The organism is Jiangella alkaliphila (assembly GCF_900105925.1).
Taxonomy (GTDB): domain Bacteria; phylum Actinomycetota; class Actinomycetes; order Jiangellales; family Jiangellaceae; genus Jiangella; species Jiangella alkaliphila.
In genome coordinates this window covers 492,631-512,696 of the sequence record NZ_LT629791.1, presented here as the reverse complement: position 1 = coordinate 512,696, position 20,066 = coordinate 492,631, and the positions used below count along the sequence as shown (strand labels likewise).

Below are 20,066 nucleotides of genomic sequence, written 5' to 3'. Positions count from 1 at the left end.
GTTCCAGGCAGCCGGGGCGGCTGCCTTCGCCTGGGGGGGCATCTCGTGGCGAGATCCGAATGGCGCGCGCAGACACTGTTCACGACCCGGTTGGGCATGAGGGGAAAGCGCCGACCACGATGGCACCTCGCCATCGCGGTCTTGTCCGCGGCTTCGATGCTCGCCGGGCTGCTACTGCCCGTCGCGCCGGCTCTGGCCGCGACCGACCCCCCTGCCGCGTTCCTGGTCGACGACACGAGGGATCAGGTCGACGTCACCGCCGGTGACGGCGTGTGCAGGGCGGCCGGAGGCGGCTGTACGCTGCGCGCCGCCATCCAGGAGGCGAACGCGAACCCCGGTGCTGACAGCATCCACATCCTTCCCGGCACGTACGCGATCGGGATCGCGCCGATCAACGAGAACGGCGCCAACGTCGGGGACTTCGAGATCCTCGATTCGGTGACGATCGAGAAGGCGCCCGACTACCTCGGCGCCGTCGTCATCGACGCCGGCACGCCCCTGCCGGGCGCGCCCGTCGTCGCCCGTGGTCTCGACCGGCTGTTCGAGATCCACCCGGGCGCCGGCGACGTCACGATCAAGAACGTCACCCTCCAGAACGGGTTCACCCCGGAGGAGGGCGGCGCCATCCAGAACTGGTCGATGGGCAAGCTGACGCTCGACGGGGTCACCGTCAAGGACAACTACGCGGAGAAGGGCGGCGGCGGCGTCAACCACGCCGACCTGCACGACTACCCGTGGACGACCGAGCCGCCGAACCTCGAGTTGCTCCCGTACAGCCGCGTCGAGATCAAGCGCTCGACCTTCACCGGCAACGGTTCGGCCGGCGGGAGCGGCGCGGCCATCAACAACGTCTCCGGCGGCACGATCACGATCTCCGACGAGAGCGTCGTCACGCTCAACCCCGGGGCGATCAAGCCCGACCCGCTCGACCCGGAGGCGTTCGTCCTCGTCGACCCGTCGGACTACCCGATCGCAGCGAGCGCCATCGCGAACCAGGCGCGTTGGGAGAAGGCCGGCACCCTCAAGATCACCGACTCGACCGTGTCGCTGAACGCCGCGGAGGGCAACGGCGCCGGCATCCTCAACGCGGGCGACAGCATCGTCGAGATCACCGACTCGACGATCACCCAGAACCGCGCGGCGGCCGGTGGCGGCCTCTACACCGAGGGCGGCAAGGTCACCGTCTCGGGCAGCACGATCTCCAAGAACCAGGCCGCCAACGGTGGCGGCCTCTACAGCGGCGGCCAGGTCTCGCAACACGGCCTGCGCGGCACGTTCACGGTCAAGGACTCGCAGGTCTCGGAGAACATCGCCGAGAACGGTGGCGGCCTCTACAACGGCGGCGACGCCCAGCTCGCCGTGACTGACACGACGTTCAGCAAGAACCGCTCGTCCGACCACGGCGCCGCGATCACCAGCGAGGGACGGTCGAACCTGACGCTCACTCGCGTGACCGTGACCGAGAACGAGTCGAACGGCGAGGGCGGCGGCGCCTGGACCCACAGTGAGCGCCAGCAGACGATCATCGACTCGACCTTCACGAAGAACAAGGCGGGCGTGCCGGTCGTGGAGGACGACGGCACGCTGAGCGACGACGTCGCCGGCGGCGGAGCCCTGCACACGGACGGCGGCCCGCTCACCATCGAGGGCTCGACCTTCGACGGCAACGAGGCGACGGAGGAGGGCGGCGGCCTCAGCCTCAACAACATGGGCGACGTCGAGGTCACCGACAGCACGATCAGCGGCAACCGCGCGCTCGACGGCGGCGGCGTCGAGAACAGCGCCCAAAAGGTCACGTTCCAGCGAGTGACGGTCTCGGGCAACCGCGCCGGCGGCGCGGGCGGCGGCATCTACAACACGTCGAGCGACCACTTCCACCTCCTCGACTCGACGATCCGGGGCAACAGCGGCGTCATCGGAGGCGGGCTCGCGAACGCGCCCGACAACGCGATCATCGCGCGCGGGACGCTCTTCCTGAACAACACGGCACGCCTTGCCCTCAACGAGGAAGGCGTGCTCGACGAGAACGCCGGCCACGGCGGCGGCATCATGAGCTTCGCCGACGGCGACTCGCTGTACGAGAACGTCACGATCTCGGGGAACCGGGCCGCGACCGCCGGCGGCGGCCTCTTCCACGACGCCGACGGCGAGCTGCGGCTCGTGCACGGGACGGTCTGGCGCAACTCCGCTCCGGTCGGCGGCGGAATCGGCGTCGTCGAGTCCGACTTCGTCCCGGAAGTCCCGCCCAAGACGAACGCCGCCGTCGTGCTCAAGAACACGATCGTCGGTGGCAGCCTCGAGGGCGGGAACTGCGACTGGTACATCCGGTCGGAGGGCGGGAACCTCGAGACCGGCGACCGGAACACCTGCTTCCTCGCCGTGACCGCGGAGACCGCGCAGAACCCGATCGAGCTCGGCGTCCGCGACCGGCGGGGTGACCCGCGGCTCTTGGCCATCGCCGACAACGGCGGGCCGACGCTGACGCACGCGCTCGAAGCCGGCAGCCTGGCGATCGACTCGAGCGCGGCGCCGTGCACGGTCGTCGACCAGCGCGGGATCGACCGGCCCCAGAACGGACGCTGTGACGCGGGCGCCTTCGAGTTCGTCGGCGACCCGGCGGCGGTCGACGACGAGCCCCCGGAGACCATCTTCGACTACCCCGAGGACGGCCCGTTCCAGGACGGGCTCGAGACGATGGCGTTCCGGTTCCGCGGAACCGACAACCAGACCGCGCCCGAAGAGCTCAATTTCGGGTGCCGCTTCATCGAGATCGAGCTGACCGAAGAGCCCGAGCCGGTCCCGCCGTGGGAGCCGACTCCGCCCGAGGAGATGTGGAACGGCTGCTCGAGCCCGTGGTCGGTTCCGCTCCCGGAAGAGGGGCTGTTCCGGTTCGAGGTCCGCGCCATCGACCGCGCGGACAACACCGACGAGACTCCGGTGAGCCAGCTCATCAGCGGCGTGGGAATGACTCCGCCCGACACGGTCATCCTCGAGGCTCCCGGCCTGACGCCCGGCACGACGGTTCCGCCCGCTCCGGACCCCATGCCGGCCACCAACAGCCGAGCGGCGCTGTTCAGCTTCGCCGCGGTCAGTACCTTCACGCCGGCGCAGTTCGCGGAGTACGAGTGCCGTCTGGACAGCCGGGATCCGGATCAGTGGGTCGAGTGCTTCAACCCGGCCATGTACGCCGACCTGACCACCGGCCTGCACACCTTCGAGGTGCGGGCGATCGCGGGCGAGGCAGGACCGGATCCGACCCCCGCGCGCTACACGTGGCGCGTCGGACCGGACCCGGGCGACCCCGCAGCACCGGCTGTCACCTGTGACGAGGCGAACATCACCCTGACCCCGACCGCGGACGGGTGGGCGGACCAGGTCAACCCGCTCGAGAACTACCTCTTCGAGACCGAGCTGGACGTCCGCTCGGCGGCCAGAGATCCCGGCAACGGCCAGCCGCTCACGCCCGAGAACGCGCGCGCGTTCTTCCGCTTCCCGCTCCAGTTCGACGCGCCCGACTGCGCGCTCGAGTCGGCCACGCTGCGCCTCTACTCCAGCTCGCACACCGAGGGCCGGACGCTCGTCGCGGAGCCGCTGGCGGAGACGTGGAAGGAGAGCACGCTCACCTGGCTCTCGCAGCCCGACCCGGTCGCCGGCGCCGCCGGCGCCACCGCCGAAGCGGGAGAGGGCTACCGCGAGTTCGACGTGAAGACTCACGTCGAGGGGATCTTCGCGGGCACCGTCCCCAGCCACGGCTGGGTGCTGCGTGACCAGACCGAGTCCGACCTGGAGAGCGGCGGCGACCAGACCTTCGTGTCCAGGGAGCAGCCGCAGGATCCGCCCGAGATCACCCTGCCCGAGCTCGAGCTGCGCTTCGTGCCGACCGCCACCCAGCCCCCACCGGATCGTGAGGAGCCGGGGGCGCCGGAGGTCGTGACCTGCGGGCAGGTCATCACCAAGAGCACCAAGCTCGCCGCGGACGTCACCGGCTGCCTCGGCGAGGGCATCGCCATCGGCGCGCCGAACATCGTCCTCGACCTCAACGGGCACACGGTGTCCAGCGGCTTCGTCCTCGAGCCGGGCGAAGAGGACAACCTGACTCCGGGTATCCGCAGCGGCTACCCGAACGTCGAGATCCGCAACGGCACGGTCACGAACTACGGCTACGGCATCCTGCTGAGCCCGGGCTCCATCCACAGCGACGTGCACGGCATGACGCTGGTCCGCAACGCGCTCACCGGCGTGCAGCTCTTCGACGCCGACAACGGGCGCACCGGCGCCTCGGTCTACGACAGCGTCTTCGACTCGAACGGCGAGACCGGTCTGCAGCTCATGAGCGGCACCGAGGGCGCGCTGATCGAGAACAACCACTTCGTCTCCAACGGCATGTCGATCCACGTGTTCGACAGCCACCGGAACGTCATCCGGAACAACACGATCAGCGGCATCATCATCGACCCGGCCCTCGACTCCGATGCCGGCATCGTGGTCGAGAACGGCTCGCGGCAGAACGTCCTGGAGAACAACGACGTGAGCGACACCGGCGACGCCGGCGTCGTCATCCACCAGGGCTCGCACGGGACGATCGTCCGCGGCGGCGTCCTCGTCCGGAACGGCGACGCGGGCGTCATCGTGCAGGACTCGGACCGGATCGAGGTCGACGGCGTGCTGGCGCACCAGCAGTCCGACGGCGGCGTCGTGCTGTCCAACTCCAGCAACAGCGTCGTCAAGAACAGCGATCTGCGCTACAACCCGTCGGGACTCGACGCCTCGGGCACGAACAGCCTCGTGGTCGAGAACAACGACGTCTCGCGCTCGCTCCAGGCCGGGATCGAGCTCGGCGACGGCGTCAGCATGATCATCCGCGACAACATCGCCAACAACAGCGGCGGCGCGGGCATCTCGGTGGAAGCCGCCGCCTTCGACGCGAACGGCGTCGGCGTCGGCGGAGCGCTGATCGAGGGCAACACCGCGCACGAGAACGGCGAGAGCGGCATCTCGGTCGCGACCGGACGCCACACGATCCGCAACAACACGGCGAACCTCAACGCCGGCTACGGAATCGAGGCCGGCGAAGAGCCGGTTCAGGGCGAACCGCTCGACCCGAACCGGAACATCGACGGCGGCGGCAACCGGGCCGGCGGCAACCACGCCGACGTCGGCGTCACGCCCGGCCTGCCCGACGCGGTCCAGTGCGTGGGCGTCGTCTGCGGGACGACCGACTTCGGTGAGATCACCCCACCGGACCTCGCCGCGCCGCAGACCACGCTGACCTCGGTGCCGCCCGCCGCGACCGGGAACCAGACGGCGGTCTTCGAGTTCACCGCCAACGACGGTCCGACCGGCGATCCGGTGACCGCGATGATCTTCGAGTGCCGCCTCGACGCGCCACCGGACCCGGCGGTGCCGCCGGAGGACCCCGAGCTCGAGCCGCCCGACCCGACCGAGCCGCCGGAGCTGCCGGAGCCGCCCGAGGGCGAGCGCTGGGTGGAGTGCGCCAGCCCGCAGACCTACCTCGGCCTCGAACCGGCCATGGACCACCACTTCGAGGTGCGCGCCGTCGACCAGGCCGGCAACTTCGATCTCACCCCGGCCGAGTACACCTGGCGGATCGAGCCCGGCGTCGAGGAGGACGGCACCGAGGAGTGCGGTCCCGGCGAGACGCTCGGCGTCGACTGCGCCGCCGCCGGCGCCGCGCCGAACACGCGCATCACCGAGGCGCCCGGCGAGCTGGTCACCGACGAGGCCGGCACGCGCTACGACACGACGAACCAAGCGGCGACCTTCGCGTTCACCGGCAACGACAACCGGACCGCGGGCGAGAACCTCACCTTCGAGTGCCGGACGTACCACGAGGAGTTCAACGACGAGCTCACGCCCGAGGACATCCCGGGCACGGTGGAGTGGGGCCCGTGCGAGTCGCCGAAGCAGTACGCCGGCCTCGCCCACGGCGGGCACATCTTCCAGGTCCGCGCCGTCGACCTCGTCGGGCACAAGGACCTGAGCCCGGCGTCGCACACCTGGTGGATCCACCCGCCGCCCCCGGACACGACGCCGCCCGACACCGAGGTCCTCACCGGCCCGGACCCGACGACCGTGCAGACGAGCGCGACGTTCACCTTCACGGGCAGCGACAACCAGACGCCGATCGACGGACTCACGTACGAGTGCCGGCTCGACGGCGCGATGGACGCGGGCGAGCCCGCATGGACGGACTGCACCTCGCCGCACGTGGTCAACGGCCTGACACCGGGCGAGCACGTGCTCCAGGTCCGAGCCGTCGACCTGTCCGGAAACGTCGACGACGTGAACGGCGCCGTCGACGACCCGGCCGAGCCGGACCCGCTCGACCCGGGTGACGGGGTCCCGGCGGCCTACGTCTGGACCGTGGGCGCGGCACCGGTGCACAAGACCGTCTTCTGCGGCCAGACGATCACGCAGAGCATCATCGTCAACAACAACCTGGGCGACTGCCTGGGCCACGGCCTCATCGTGGGCGCCGACGGCATCACCATCGACCTGAACGGCAAGACCATCGACGGCAAGTCGCTCGGAGCCGCGATCCTCAACAACGGCTTCGTCTCGGTGACGATCCGCAACGGTCGTCTCGCCGACTTCGACTACGGCGTCATGCTGAACAACGGCGCCGGGCTGAACATCGTCGAGGGCATCACGGCGGAGACCAACCAGGAGGCCGGCATCAGTCTCGGCCATGGGACGTTCCCCGAGGACCCGACCCTGGCCCCGAGCGAACCGGTGCCCGGCTTCCAGTCCGGCGTCGACGGCACGATCGTCCGGTCGAACACGCTCGTGTCGAACCGGCGCGGCGTGTGGATCCTCAACGGCGCCAAGGACAACGTCGTGCGCGGTAACCTCATCGGCGCCTCGAGCGACGACGCGGTCTGGATCGAGCGCGCCACCGAGAACCTGATCGACGGCAACGACCTGCAGTCCTCCAGCGGTGCCGGCGTGCTCCTCGAGGGCGCCACCGGCAACACCGTCAAGGGCAACACGATCGTGGACGCCGCTCACGGTGTCCTGGTCGGGGCCACGACGCAGGGGCCGACGATCGGCATCGAGTCGACCGGCAACGTCGTCGTCGGCAACATGGTGTCCGACACCGCCGGACCCGCCTTCGAGATCGACACGTCGAGCCAGAACCAGCTGATCGACAACGTGGGGACGCTCTCGAGCGCCTACGCGATCGAGCTCTACCGGGCGAACGACAACGTCATCCGTGGCAACGAGGTCAGCGGGAACAAGGGCGGAGTCTCGCTCAAGGAGTCGACCGGCAACCGGATCGAAGCGAACGACGCCAGCAACTCGGAGTCGACCGGCATCACGCTCGAGGCGCAGTCGCTCAGCAACGTGCTGCTCGACAACGTGTCCAGCAACAACGACGGCGGCGGGATCTACATCGGCGACGAGACCCCGGCCGGCCAGGGCACCCTCGTCGAGGGCAACACGACCAACGGCAACAAGGGCACCGGCATCCAGGCATCGAAGCCGGCGCACCTGTTCAAGGACAACGTCGCCTTCGACAACGAGAGCTGGGGCATCCACGTCGGCGACCCGTCGAACGGGCGGGCGAACATCGACGGCGGCGGCAACGTCGCGCAGGGCAACCAGGGCCCGCTCGGCATTGACCTCAAGCCCCAGCAGTGCTACAACATCACCTGCGTGGACGGGCCCGGCGGCGGCGACTCGATCGCCCCGAACACGAGCATCCTCGAGGCGCCGGTCAACCCGAGCACGCAGAGCATTGCCGTCTTCCACTTCACGGGCGCCGACAACGCGAGCCCGGTCACCTTCGAGTGCCGGTTCGGCCCCCAGCCTCTCGCCGCGTCCGTGGAGTGGAAGGCCTGCACCAGCCCGGAGACGATCACCGATCTCGTCAACGACACGTACGCGTTCGAGGTCCGCGCGATCGACTTCAGCGGCAACGCCGACGCGACGCCGGCCACCTACACGTGGTCGGTGGAGCTCGGTAGCTTCGCGGTCTCGATCGACTCCACGCCGGACAAGATCACGGTGGACACGGACGCCACGTTCGCGTTCTCCGCCAACCGCAACGCCGGCGTGACGTTCCAGTGCCTGCGGGTCGACGCCGGCACGGACCTGACCGACCTGTGGCCGGACGCGGCGGCCTGCACCTCGCCGGTCACGTACACCGATCTCGAGCCCGGTGACCACGAGTTCTGGGTCCGGGCCACGGACGCCGCGAGCACCTTCGACACGAAGGTGTTCGCCTGGACCATCGGTCCGCTACCGGTGGCCGCCCAGGTCAGCTGCGGCCAGATCCTCACCCAGAGCACGCGCCTGACCAACGACCTCGTCGACTGCGGCGGCCACGGCCTCATCGTGGGCGCCCCCGGCATCACCATCGATCTCGACGGCCACGTCATCGACGGGCTGGGCCTCGACGCCGGCATCCTGAACAACGGACATGACGACGTCACGGTCACCAACGGCCTCGTCACCCAGTTCCTCTACGGCGTCCAGCTGAACGTGGGCACCGCCCGCAACGTCGTGCACGACCTGCGGGTCGAAGCGAACGAGGAGGCCGGGATAGCGCTGTCCGACGCCGACCAGGGCGGCGACGGCAACACGATCCGCGACAACTCCATCGTGGCCAACGAGCTCGGCATCGCGCTCTACACCGGCACGCGCCACACCGTGATCCGTGGCAACACGCTCGGCGCGAACCAGGGCGAGGGCGCCATCTACCTGGAGTTCGCCAGCGACAACCTGATCGAGGGCAACCAGGTCTCGATGAGCAGCGGCGACGGGATCTTCATGATCGGCGGCGGGAACAACACCGTCAGCGAGAACACGCTCAAGGACAACGGCGGCTTCGCTGTCGTGGCCGGCGAGGAACTGCTGCCCTCGAACGACAACCTGGTGCGGCGGAACACGATCTCCGGCGGCCAGGGCGGCGTGCTGGTCGGCGGCGACGGGAACACCGTCCTCAACAACACCGTGAACGGCTCGTCCGGGCCGGGCGTGGTCGTCGAGCTCGCCACGAACACGCTCGTCAAGGGGAACGACTTCGGCGGCAGCGCGAGCGGCGTCGAGGTCGGCGAGGCCACCGGCACGACGATCGAGGCGAACAACGCCAGCGGGACGCTCGGGTCCGGCGTCGAGATCGGCGAACTGTCGGAGGACACCGTGGTCCGCGGCAACACCGCCAGCGGCAACGGCGGCGACGGCATCGCCGTCACCGAGTCGTCCGTCCTCGACTCCGGCACCCTGGTCGAGAACAACACCGCGGACTCCAACGGCGGCGACGGCATCTACGTCGAGGGCTCCGGCCACACGATCAAGGACAACGTCGCCCAGATCAACGGCGGCTGGGGCATCTACTCGGTCGGCGCCGTCGACGGCGGCGGCAACTTCGCCGCCGGCAACATGGAGCCCGAGCAGTGCTTCGGCGTGGTCTGCGAGCTCGGCACCGTGCCCGGCGCGCCCGAGACCTGGATCGTCTCCGGCCCGGCCGACTGGGACACCGCCACGCCGGGTATCCAGAGCCCGAGCCGCAACGCGAGCTTCACCTACATGGGCGACGACGAGTTCACACCGATCCACGAGCTCGTCTTCGAGTGCCGGATGGACTCGACGAATCCGCTGGCGTGGGAGGACTGCGACTACCCGGCCGAGTACCTGAACCTGAGTCCCGGCGAGCACACCTTCGAGGTCCGCGCCGTCGACATGATGGGCCAGGGCCTGGCCGACCCGACGCCGGAGAGCTTCACCTTCAGCTACGTGCCGCTGCCGACGGGCGTGGCACCCGAGGTGACCCTCGACGTCGTGCCGGAGGACATCGAGCCCGCGACGGCCGGCGTCCAGGTCTGGCTCCTCGACGCGATCTTCACCTTCCACGCGAACGAGCCGGACGTCACCTTCCAATGCAAGGTCGACGCGAACGGCTACGAGCCGTGTGGCTTCGAGGCGGCCACGTTCATGAACCAGGGCGCCTTCGAGTGGGGCCTGGAGGAGAACGAGGTCGGACCGCACACGTTCTCCGTCCGCGCGATCGACTTCGAGGGCAACGTCGGTGCGCCGACGACCTTCACCTGGGAGCTCCTGGGCGTCAACGTCGTCTTCACCGACGGCCCCGGCTTCACGCCGACAGCCGGCGGCCCGCAGGGCGACCCGGCGACGGGTGGTCCGAGCGCGAGCACCTCGGCCGAGATCCACTTCGAGGCCAACGTCGCCGACGCGACGTTCTGGTGCCGCTTCGACAGCATGGACCCCGGCGGCTACTTCCCGTGCGAGTCGCCGTTCCGCGCCGGCCCGGCGTTCGAAGGCGACACCGCCTTCCCGGAGCCACTGCTCCCCGGCGACCACGTGCTCGAGGTCTACGGCGAGTCCGAGCTGTTCGGCACGGCCGCCGAGCTGGAGCCCGCCGTGTACGAGTGGGAGGTCGTCGAACCGGTCGACACGCTGCCGCCGAACACCACGATCGAGCGCGCCCCAGGGCTGCTCGACCTGAGCTCGACGATCTTCGAGTTCAGCGGCACGGACGACCTGACCCCGGAGTTCCTGCTCACGTTCGAGTGCCAGGTCACCGACGGCACGGCGCCGCCGAACGGGAACGAGTGGGTCGAGTGCGTCAGCCCGTTCAACCTGCTCGACGTGTACTCGTACGCGGATCCGCAGCTGCTGCTCACGGAGCACACGTTCTATGTGCGCGCCGTCGACATGTTCGAGCCGGAGTTCCCGGACCCGACGCAGCCCGAGTTCGAGGGCAACGCCGATCCGACGCCGGCCGCGTACACCTGGACCCCGGTCGCCGACAGGCGAACGCCTGCCGTGACCCTCACCGGTGGTCCGGCCGACGGCGCGACCGTCGGCCAGGAGCCGGAGCTCTACACGTTCTCCGGCATCGACAACGCGACACCGCAGCTCGAGCTCGAGTTCGAGTGCGCGGCCTACCTCACCGCGGCCGGCGTCTCGTCGGCCGAGTGGGAGTCGTGCGAGTCGCCCGTCGGCGGCTACGACATCAGCGGCCTCGAGCCCGGCGCCTACACCGTCGCCGTCCGCGCGACGGACCTCGCCGGCAACATCGGGCCGGCCGCCACCCGGACCGTCAACGTCTCGGGTGCGCCGGTCGTGACGTTCCTGAGCGGGCCGGACGGCCGTCTCGACCCCATCTCGGGGGAGCCCGACGGCGCCAGCGGCACCGAGAACGCCGTCTTCACCTTCGAGGCCGACCAGGCGGGGTCGACGTTCGAGTGCTCCGTCGACGGCTCCGACTTCCTGCCGTGCGGCGGGACGACTCTGCCCGCCACCGGTGCGGCCTGGGTCGTCGAGGACGGCGAGCACCAGTTCGCGGTCCGCGCGACCAGCGCGCAGGGGATCGTCGGCGAGGAAGCGGTCTACGAGTGGCTCGTCGTACTCGGCGCGGACGTCACCGAGCCGAACGCGCAGTTCGCCACCGGGCCGGAGAACGGCACGCTGTCGCAGACGGCCACCTTCACCTTCGCCGGCACCGACAACCGGACGCCCGCGCAGGAGCTGACCTTCGAGTGCGCGCTCGACTCGACCACGTCGTGGAACTCGTGCACCTCGCCCGAGGAGTTCTCCGACCTCACCCGCGGCACGCACACGCTGCTGCTGCGCGCCGTCGACGCGGCCGGGAACGTCGAGTCGACGCCGGCCGAGTTCACGTGGACGGTCGCGCCGCCGCCGGTCACGACCATCCTCTCCGGGCCTGGTGTGGAGCAGGAGGAGACGACCGACCGGACCGTGACCTTCACGTACTCCGCCGACGTCACGCCGGTGACGTTCCACTGCTGGCTCGACGGGAGATTCAACCCGGGCACGCCTGGACCGTCGACGACGCCCGGACTGCCGAACGATCCGCTGCCGTGCGACCCGGCCGGCATGACCTACACCGGCCTCGGCATCGGCGAGCACCTCTTCGCCGTGCGCGCCGTCGACCAGTTCGGGAACCTCGGTCCGTGGGAGGACTCCGAGTTCCGGGTCACCCCGTCCGAGGCGCAGATCACGTCGGCGCCGGCCAACGGGACGACCACGACCGCGACCTTCGAGTTCACCAGCGACCCGCTCGACCCCGACGCCGTCTTCTACTGCTCGCTCGACGACCGCCCGTTCGGGCTGTGCAACGAGACGCCCGTGGCTGGAACGCCTGGCACGTACGCGAAGACGTACACCAACCTGTTCCCCGGCGAGCACACCTTCCAGGTGCAGACGCTCTACACGGGCGTCGACTGGATGGGTCTGCCGTTCGAGCACGACCCGATCCCGGCCACGCACACCTGGACGGTCCAGGACTTCACGGCCCCCGAGACGATCATCGACTTCGGCCCGGCCGCGACGACGCTCAGCACGACCGCGTACTTCCAGGTCAGCTCCGATGACCCGACGGTGACGATCGAGTGCACGCTGACCGGTCCCGCCGGGACCGAGACCGGCGAGTGTGAGCCGGGCGTCGTGACCGAGTTCACCGATCTCGTTCCGGGCGCCTACACGTTCACCGCCGTGGCCACCGACCTGTCCGGCAACGTCGACGCGAGCCCGGCCGTCCACACCTGGACGATCGAGGCCGCCGGCGCGCCGAACACGCCGGTTGGCGACAACGTCGCGGTCACCGTCGGCGACGTCACCGTCACCTACTTCTCCGTCGAGACGGCGGGGACGACCACGGTCGACCGCATCCCGGCCGGCCCGGCGCTGCCCGACGGCTTCAGCGGTGCGGGCACCCAGCTCTACGACATCAACACCACCGCCGCCTACTCCGACCCGGTCACGCTCTGCGTGAACTACGACCCGGCGGCGTTCAACGGGGCCACCTCGCTGCGGCTGCTCCACTTCGACGGCGACGTGTGGCTCGACGTCACGACGCTGCACAACCCGTTCTCCACGCCGGCCCGGCTGTGCAGCAACATCGTCGAGGACTTCGGTCTGTACGCGATCGCGCGCGCCTCGTCCGGGATGGCGCCGGAGACGTCGATCCTGTCCGGTCCCGACGGCCCGCTCGGTCCCGAGGGCCTGCCCACGTCGACCAGCGGCTCGGCGACGTTCGAGTTCTGGGCCGACCAGCCGAACGCGATCACGCAGTGCTCGATCGACGGCGATCCGTTCTTCTACTGCGAGTCGCCGCTCACGGTCGGCCCGCTGGAGGAAGGCGACCACGAGTTCCTGGTCCAGGCCATCAACGAGTTCGGCTGGATGGACCTGACACCCGCGATCTTCGAGTGGGAGATCATCGGCCCGGACGTCACACCGCCGACGACCGTCATCACGAACGGACCGCCCGAGGGTTCGTCCACGCCGAACTTCATCAGCATCTTCGAGTTCACCGGCACCGACGACATGACGCCGCAGCTCGAGCTGGAGTTCGAGTGCACGCTCGACGGCGCGGCCATCGGAGGCTGCGAGACGCTCGAGGAGATCGAGGTCACGACGCCGGGCGACCACACCCTCGTGGTCCAGGCCATCGACGCGGCCGGCAACATCGACCCCGTCGGCGCCATCCGGAACTGGACGGTCGTCGACATGTCCGGGCCGGACACCGAGATCGTCCTCGGACCGGAGGAGGAGACGACCGAGACCAGCGCGACCTTCGAGTTCGAAGGCTTCGAGCTGCTCAACGACGACCCGGTCTTCGAGTTCGAGTGCGCACTCGACACCGGCGACTTCGCGCCCTGCACCTCGCCCCACACGATCGCCGGCCCGCTCGGCGGTGGACCGCACGTCTTCCACGTCCGCGCGGTCGACCCCGACGGCAACCGTGACATCTCGCCGGCGTTCTACGAGTGGCTGATCATCGGTGCCGACGACACCACGCCGCCCGAGACGTTCATCACCGTCTTCCCTGACCCGGCGAACTCCGGCCCGGACGTCACCTTCGCCTTCGCCAGCAACGAGCCGGTCGAGACCTTCGAGTGCGCCATGGGTGACGGTGCGCCGCCGGCCGAGCTGCCGACGACGTGGGAGGAGTGCGAGACCGTCTGGTTCCTCGAGTCGCTCGACTCCGGGCCGCACTGGCTGTGGGTCCGCGCGATCGATGCGGCCGAGGTCCCGAACGTCGATGAGACGCCCGCGGGCGCCAGCCGCGGCTTCCCGGCCGGCACGGTCGACACCGAGCCGTTCGTGTGGGTCACGACGGGCGAACCGGACACCGTCATCGACGCAGGACCCGCCGACCCGACCGGCGAGTTCACCGCGACCTTCGAGTTCCACTCCGAGCAGCCCGGCGCGACGTTCCAGTGCTCGGTCAACGGATCGCCGTTCGTGAACTGCTCGTCCGGGTACCAGGCCGGGCCGTTCCTGCCCGGCGAGGCCGGCGCGCCGGAGGAGCACGAGTTCGAGGTCCGCGCGGTGAACCAGTACCGCAACGCCGACGGCGAGCAGGTCATGGACCAGACGCCGGCGGTCTACCGGTGGACGGTCCAGGACGTGACGCCGCCCGAGACCTTCTTCCTCGGCGCGGAGGGCATCGGCCCGGCACAGTTCCTCGACCCCGGCCTGCGGTTCACCTTCCGCGGGGCCGACGACCTCGGCTCGTCGTTCGAGCTCGAGTTCGAGTGCGCCGTCACCAACACGACCGCGGGCGACCCCGTGGTGTGGGAGGAGTGCGGGGAGCCCGCAGCGGACGACACCTTCGTCCACGACATCGCGTTCGAGGAGCTGACCGCGGGCGCGTACACGTTCCAGGTCCGCGCCATCGACATCGCGGGCAACCACGACCTCACGCCGGCTCCCGAGCCTGCGCACGAGTTCGCCGTCGAGGCGGAGCCCGGGACGACGTTCCTGGCCGTCACGCCGCCCATCGCCGGGCCCGACTTCGAGACGACCGCGACCTCGTTCAGCTTCGAGTTCTCCGGCACGGGCGCTACCTTCATGTGCGCTCTCGACTCGACCGCCTTCGAGCCGTGCGTCTCCGGGGTCAGCTACCCGGACGTGCCTTACGGCGAGCACCTGTTCCAGGTCTTCACGGTCGGCCAGTTCGGCACGCCGGACACGACACCTGCCGAGTTCGAGTTCGTCAGCGGCACCGACGTGGCTCCTGACGTGACGATCACAGACGCCCCGCCGGCCACCGGCGGCACGGCGTCCACAGGGACGATCGAGTTCAGCTCCACGGATCCGGAGGCAGCGTTCACTTGCGTCCTCGACGGCGGACCGGAGCTCCCGTGCTCCTCGCCGTTCGAGTACACGGACCTCCTGGCCGGCGAGCAGAACCCGCACACGTTCGAGGTGACCGCGACCAGGGCCGACCTGCTCCCGAGCGTGACGCTCGAGACAGCGCTGCACGAGTGGGTGGTCACGGACGACACGGCACCCGAGACGACGCTGCTCGCCCCGCTCCCGAGCAACCCGAGCGGCAACGAGGTCGAGTTCCGGTTCACCGGATCCGACAACGGGACGATCCCGGCGAACCTCGAGTTCGAATGCGCCCTGGACGCGGCGCCGTTCGAGCCGTGCTCCACGCCGTGGACGCTCCCCGAGCTCGCGGGTGGCGAGCACACGTTCCAGGTCCGGGCCGTCGACGAGACGCCGCTCACCGACCTCACGCCGGCCACCCACACGTGGAACGTCATCGCGCCGCCGCTGACCACCATCACGAACGAGGCGCCGGCCGGCGTCGACGTGCCGGACGGCGAGACCAGCACGAGCGCCACGGGCGAGCTGTCCTTCGTCGACCAGCCGGGCTCGACGTACGAGTGCCGGCTCGACGCCGTGGACCCGGACGTCGACCCGTTCGAGCCGTGCACGTCGCCGTACCCGTACGACCTGTCCAACGGCGAGCACGTGTTCGAGGTCAGGGCCACGACGCTGCCGCTTGCCGGGCAGAGCATGACCGAGAGCCCGGCCGCGGAGTACACGTGGACGATCGACGCCTCCGACACGACAGCGCCGACCACCACGCTCCAGCTCGGTCCGGCGAACCCGACCACCAACAGCTCCGCCACGTTCGTCTTCGGCGGCACGGACAACCTGACCGCGCCCGCCGACCTGACGTTCGAGTGCTCGCTGGACGGGGCCGCGTTCGCCGACTGCGAGAGCGGCGACGTCTACACCGGCCTCACCGTCGGCGACCACACCTTCGCGGTGCGCGCCTCGGACACGGCCGATCCGCCGAACGTCGACGACTCGCCGGCCACCTACGAGTGGACGATCGAGCCTCCGGGCGCGGCCAACACGCCGGTAGGCACGAACATCGAGGTGTCCACAGGCGGTGCCACGCTGACGTTCGCCGAGGTCACCGCCGAGGGCTTCACCTCGGTCGCCACGCTCGCCGCGGAGTCGGCGCCCACCCTGCCGGCCGGCTACGACGCGGCCGACGCTCTCTACTACGACGTCTCCACGACGGCGACCTTCGTCGGTGACATCACGGTGTGCCTGCCGTACGGCGCGCTCGTCGACGCGCACGTCCTCCACTTCGACGGGGAGTGGCTCGACGTGACGCTCGAGCAGCAGGGCGACCTGCTCTGCGGTGTCGTCAGCAGCCTCTCGCCGTTCGCCGTCGCCGAGGCCTCGGCGGTGGTCGCTCCCGACACCACCATGATCCAAGCGCCGCCGGATCCGACGATCCAGTCGACGGGTGACGGCGCCGAGGTCCAGTTCCAGTTCGGCTCGACCATCGACACCATCGAGCACCCGGCCGAGTTCGAGTGCAGCCTCGACGCCGAGGCGTGGAGCTCGTGCGACTCGCCGTATCGGTTCAACGCGCTGTTCGGCGAGCACACGCTCCAGGTCCGGGCGATCACCGACGCGGGCGTCCGCGACGCCACGCCGGCCGTCTACACGTGGACGGTTCTGGCCCGGCCGGTGGCCACGATCGAGGCCGGCCCCGCGGACCAGGAGCCGGACACCCTGGACATCGAGAACGAGAGCCGGACGGCGGAGTTCGAGTTCAGCACCGACCAGGCCGGAAGCACGTTCGAGTGCCGCCTGACCGGTGAGGACACGGGTACGACGTGGGAGGCCTGCACCTCGCCGCGGTCCTACGAGGATCTCGCCCTCGGTGAGTACACGTTCGAGGTCCAGGCGATCAAGGACGGCAACGCGAGCTTCCTGCCCGCGCAGTACGAGTGGGAGGTCGCCGACCTCTCCGCTCCGCTGGTCACGATCGGCAGGGGGCCGGAGGGCACGGTCGACGCCACCACCGCGCGGTTCGAGTTCTCGGCCGACGAGCCGGCCACCTTCGAGTGCTCGCTCGACGGCGCACCGTTCGGTGCGTGCCAGTCCGGCATCCAGTACACGGGTCTCGGCCTGGGCGACCACACGTTCAGCGTCCAGGCGACGGATCTGTCCGAGGGCGAGAACCTCAGCGTGACGGTGAGCCGGAGCTGGACGGTGGCCGACCTCACCGCGCCGAGCATCACGCTCGGCGAGAAGCCGGCGGCGACGACGTCCGAGACGGCGGCCCAGTTCGCCTTCACCACCAGCGAGAACTGGGGCGGCGAGGTCACGACCGAATGCCGCCTCGATGCGGCGGCGTACGAGCCCTGCGATTCGCCGACGTCGTACTCCGGCCTGTCCGCGGCCGAGCACACGTTCGACGTGCGGGCGACCGACTCCGCGGGCAACGCGCGGACGGAGAGCCACAGCTGGACGGTGCAGGACGTCGCCGGTCCCGAGGCCGAGATCACCGACGTCACGGCGGGCTCGCTGGTGATCGAGTTCACCGGCACCGACGACCACACGGCCACGGCCGACCTGCGGTTCGAGTGCCGGGTCGACAGCGCCGCGTACAGCGTCTGTGTCAGTCCGAAGACGTACTCCGACGCCGACCTGGCGGCGATGACGCCCGGCGAGCACACCTTCCACGTGCGGGCCGTCGACGAAGCCGGGAACGTGGGGCCGGCCGACAGCCACGCCTTCACCGTCGCCGACACGACGGCGCCCGACACGTCCATCACCGGGTCCCCGACGAACAACACGACGAACACCGACGCGAGCTTCGCGTTCACCGGCAGCGACAACGGGACTCCCGCGGCCGGCCTCACCTTCGAGTGCAAGCTGGATGCGGGGACGTACGCGGCCTGCACCTCGCCGAAGGCGTACACGGGGCTCACGGTGGGTCCGCACACGTTCGAGGTGCGGGCGAAGGACGCCGCCGGCAACGTCGACCAGACGCCCGCGACCTTCGTGTGGACGATCCAGGAGCCGGCCCCGGTGCCCGACACGACGGCGCCGGAGACGTCGATCAGCGCGAACCCGCCGGCGACGACGACGCAGACCAACGCGTCGTTCTCCTTCGCCGGCACGGACAACCAGACGCCGGCGGCCGGCCTGACCTTCGAGTGCAAGCTCGACTCGGGTGCGTACGCGGCCTGCACCACGCCGAAGGCGTACACGGGTCTGGCGATCGGCTCGCACACCTTCTCCGTCAGGGCGAAGGACGCCGCCGGCAACGTCGACCAGACGGCGGCGACCTACACGTGGACGGTCCAGAGCGCGACCGTCAACTGCGGCGCGCCGCAGACCCTGACGGCCACCGCCGACGCCTGGATCGACTCCGGCAGCACCTCGTCGAACAAGGGCTCCGACTCGACCCTCAAGGTCATGTCGAAGAGCGGCAGCAACCTGCGTGCCCTGGTCCGGTTCAACCTGCCGGCCCTGCCCGCGGGCTGCTCGGTCCAGAGCGCGACGCTGCGGCTCAACGCGAAGTCGGCCGCGAGCGGTCGCACCATCCAGGTCCTCCAGCTCGGCGGCACCTGGACCGAGGGCGGCGTCACGTGGGCGAACCAGCCGGCGACGACCGGCTCGGCCGTCACGACGAGCTCGGGCACCGGCTACCGCGAGTGGAACGTCGCCGCGATGGTGCAGTCGATGTACACGAGCGCGAACCACGGGTTCCTCGTCCGCGACGCGAACGAGAACCAGGATGCGGAGCAGCAGTTCCACAGCCGCGAGGAGAGCACCAACCGGCCGCAGCTCGTGCTGACGTTCGGAGCCGTCGCGCCGCCGAACGGCCTGCCCGACACGCAGATCACCGGCAGCCCGCTGGCGGCGACCTCGAGCAGCTCGGCCACCTTCACCTTCACCTTCACCGGCACCGACGACGCGACGCCGGCGGCGAGCCTGACGTTCGAGTGCCAGCTCGACAGTGCGGCGTGGGCGGCGTGCACGAGCCCGCGCAGCTACTCGAACCTCGCGGTGGGCTCGCACACCGTCCGCGTCCGGGCCGTCGACGGGGGCGGAGCGGTCGACCCGCAGCCGGCCGTGTACACGTGGACGATCGATCAGACGGCGCCCGAGACCGTGCTCCGCTCCGGCCCGCCGTCGTCCACACCGAGCACTAGGGCGACGTTCGAGTTCCTCTCGCCGGAGACCGGCTCGACGTTCGCCTGCTCGCTCGACTCCGGGCCGTTCACCGCATGCACCTCGCCGAAGGAGTACACGAACCTGGCCGTCGGCCAGCACACGTTCAGAGTGCGGGCGACCGACGCGGCCGGCAACCTCGACCAGACGCCCGCCAGCCAGCAGTGGACGATCCAGCCCGGGGGCGACCCCGTGAGCTGCGGGCCGACGCAGACCGTGACCTCCGTGGCCGACGCGTGGATCGACCAGAGCAGCCCGTCGTCGAACAAGGGCGGCGACTCGATCCTCAAGCTCATGTCGAAGAGCGGAGACGCCAACCTGCGCGCGCTGGTCCGGTACGACCTCCCGGCGATCCCGGCGGGCTGCGTTCTCGACACGGCCCAGCTGCGCCTGTACGCGGCGTCCGCCTCGGGGAGCCAGCGCACCATCGAGGTCTTCCGGCTCAGCGGATCCTGGACGGAGAACGACGTCACCTGGGCGAATGCGCCGCAGACGTCTGGCTCGGCCGTCACGACGACGTCGGGCAGCGGCTACCGCGAGTGGAACGTCGCGACGCTCGTCCAAGCGATGTACTCCAGCGGATCGAACCACGGCTTCCTGATCAAGGACGCCGCCGAGGGCCAGGACGCCGAGCAGCAGTTCCACGCACGCGAGAAGGGGGACAACCTCCCCCAGCTCGTCCTCACCTTCAAGCCGGCTTCGTGAGCACTCGAGATTCGTGGGGAGATGGACGGATGGTCACGCGGACACGGACACGGATGCGGGTCGGG

The 20,066-nt window shown here is 70.0% G+C and carries 1 protein-coding gene; it reads left to right on the top strand.

The genetic code is table 11. The features are described from left to right. Positions 1 to 141: 141 nt before the first annotated feature. Positions 142 to 20,001, top strand: coding sequence for a right-handed parallel beta-helix repeat-containing protein (locus tag BLV05_RS02350; protein WP_152690535.1), 19,860 nt, complete (start codon positions 142 to 144; stop codon positions 19,999 to 20,001). The last annotated feature ends 65 nt before the right edge of the window (positions 20,002 to 20,066 follow it).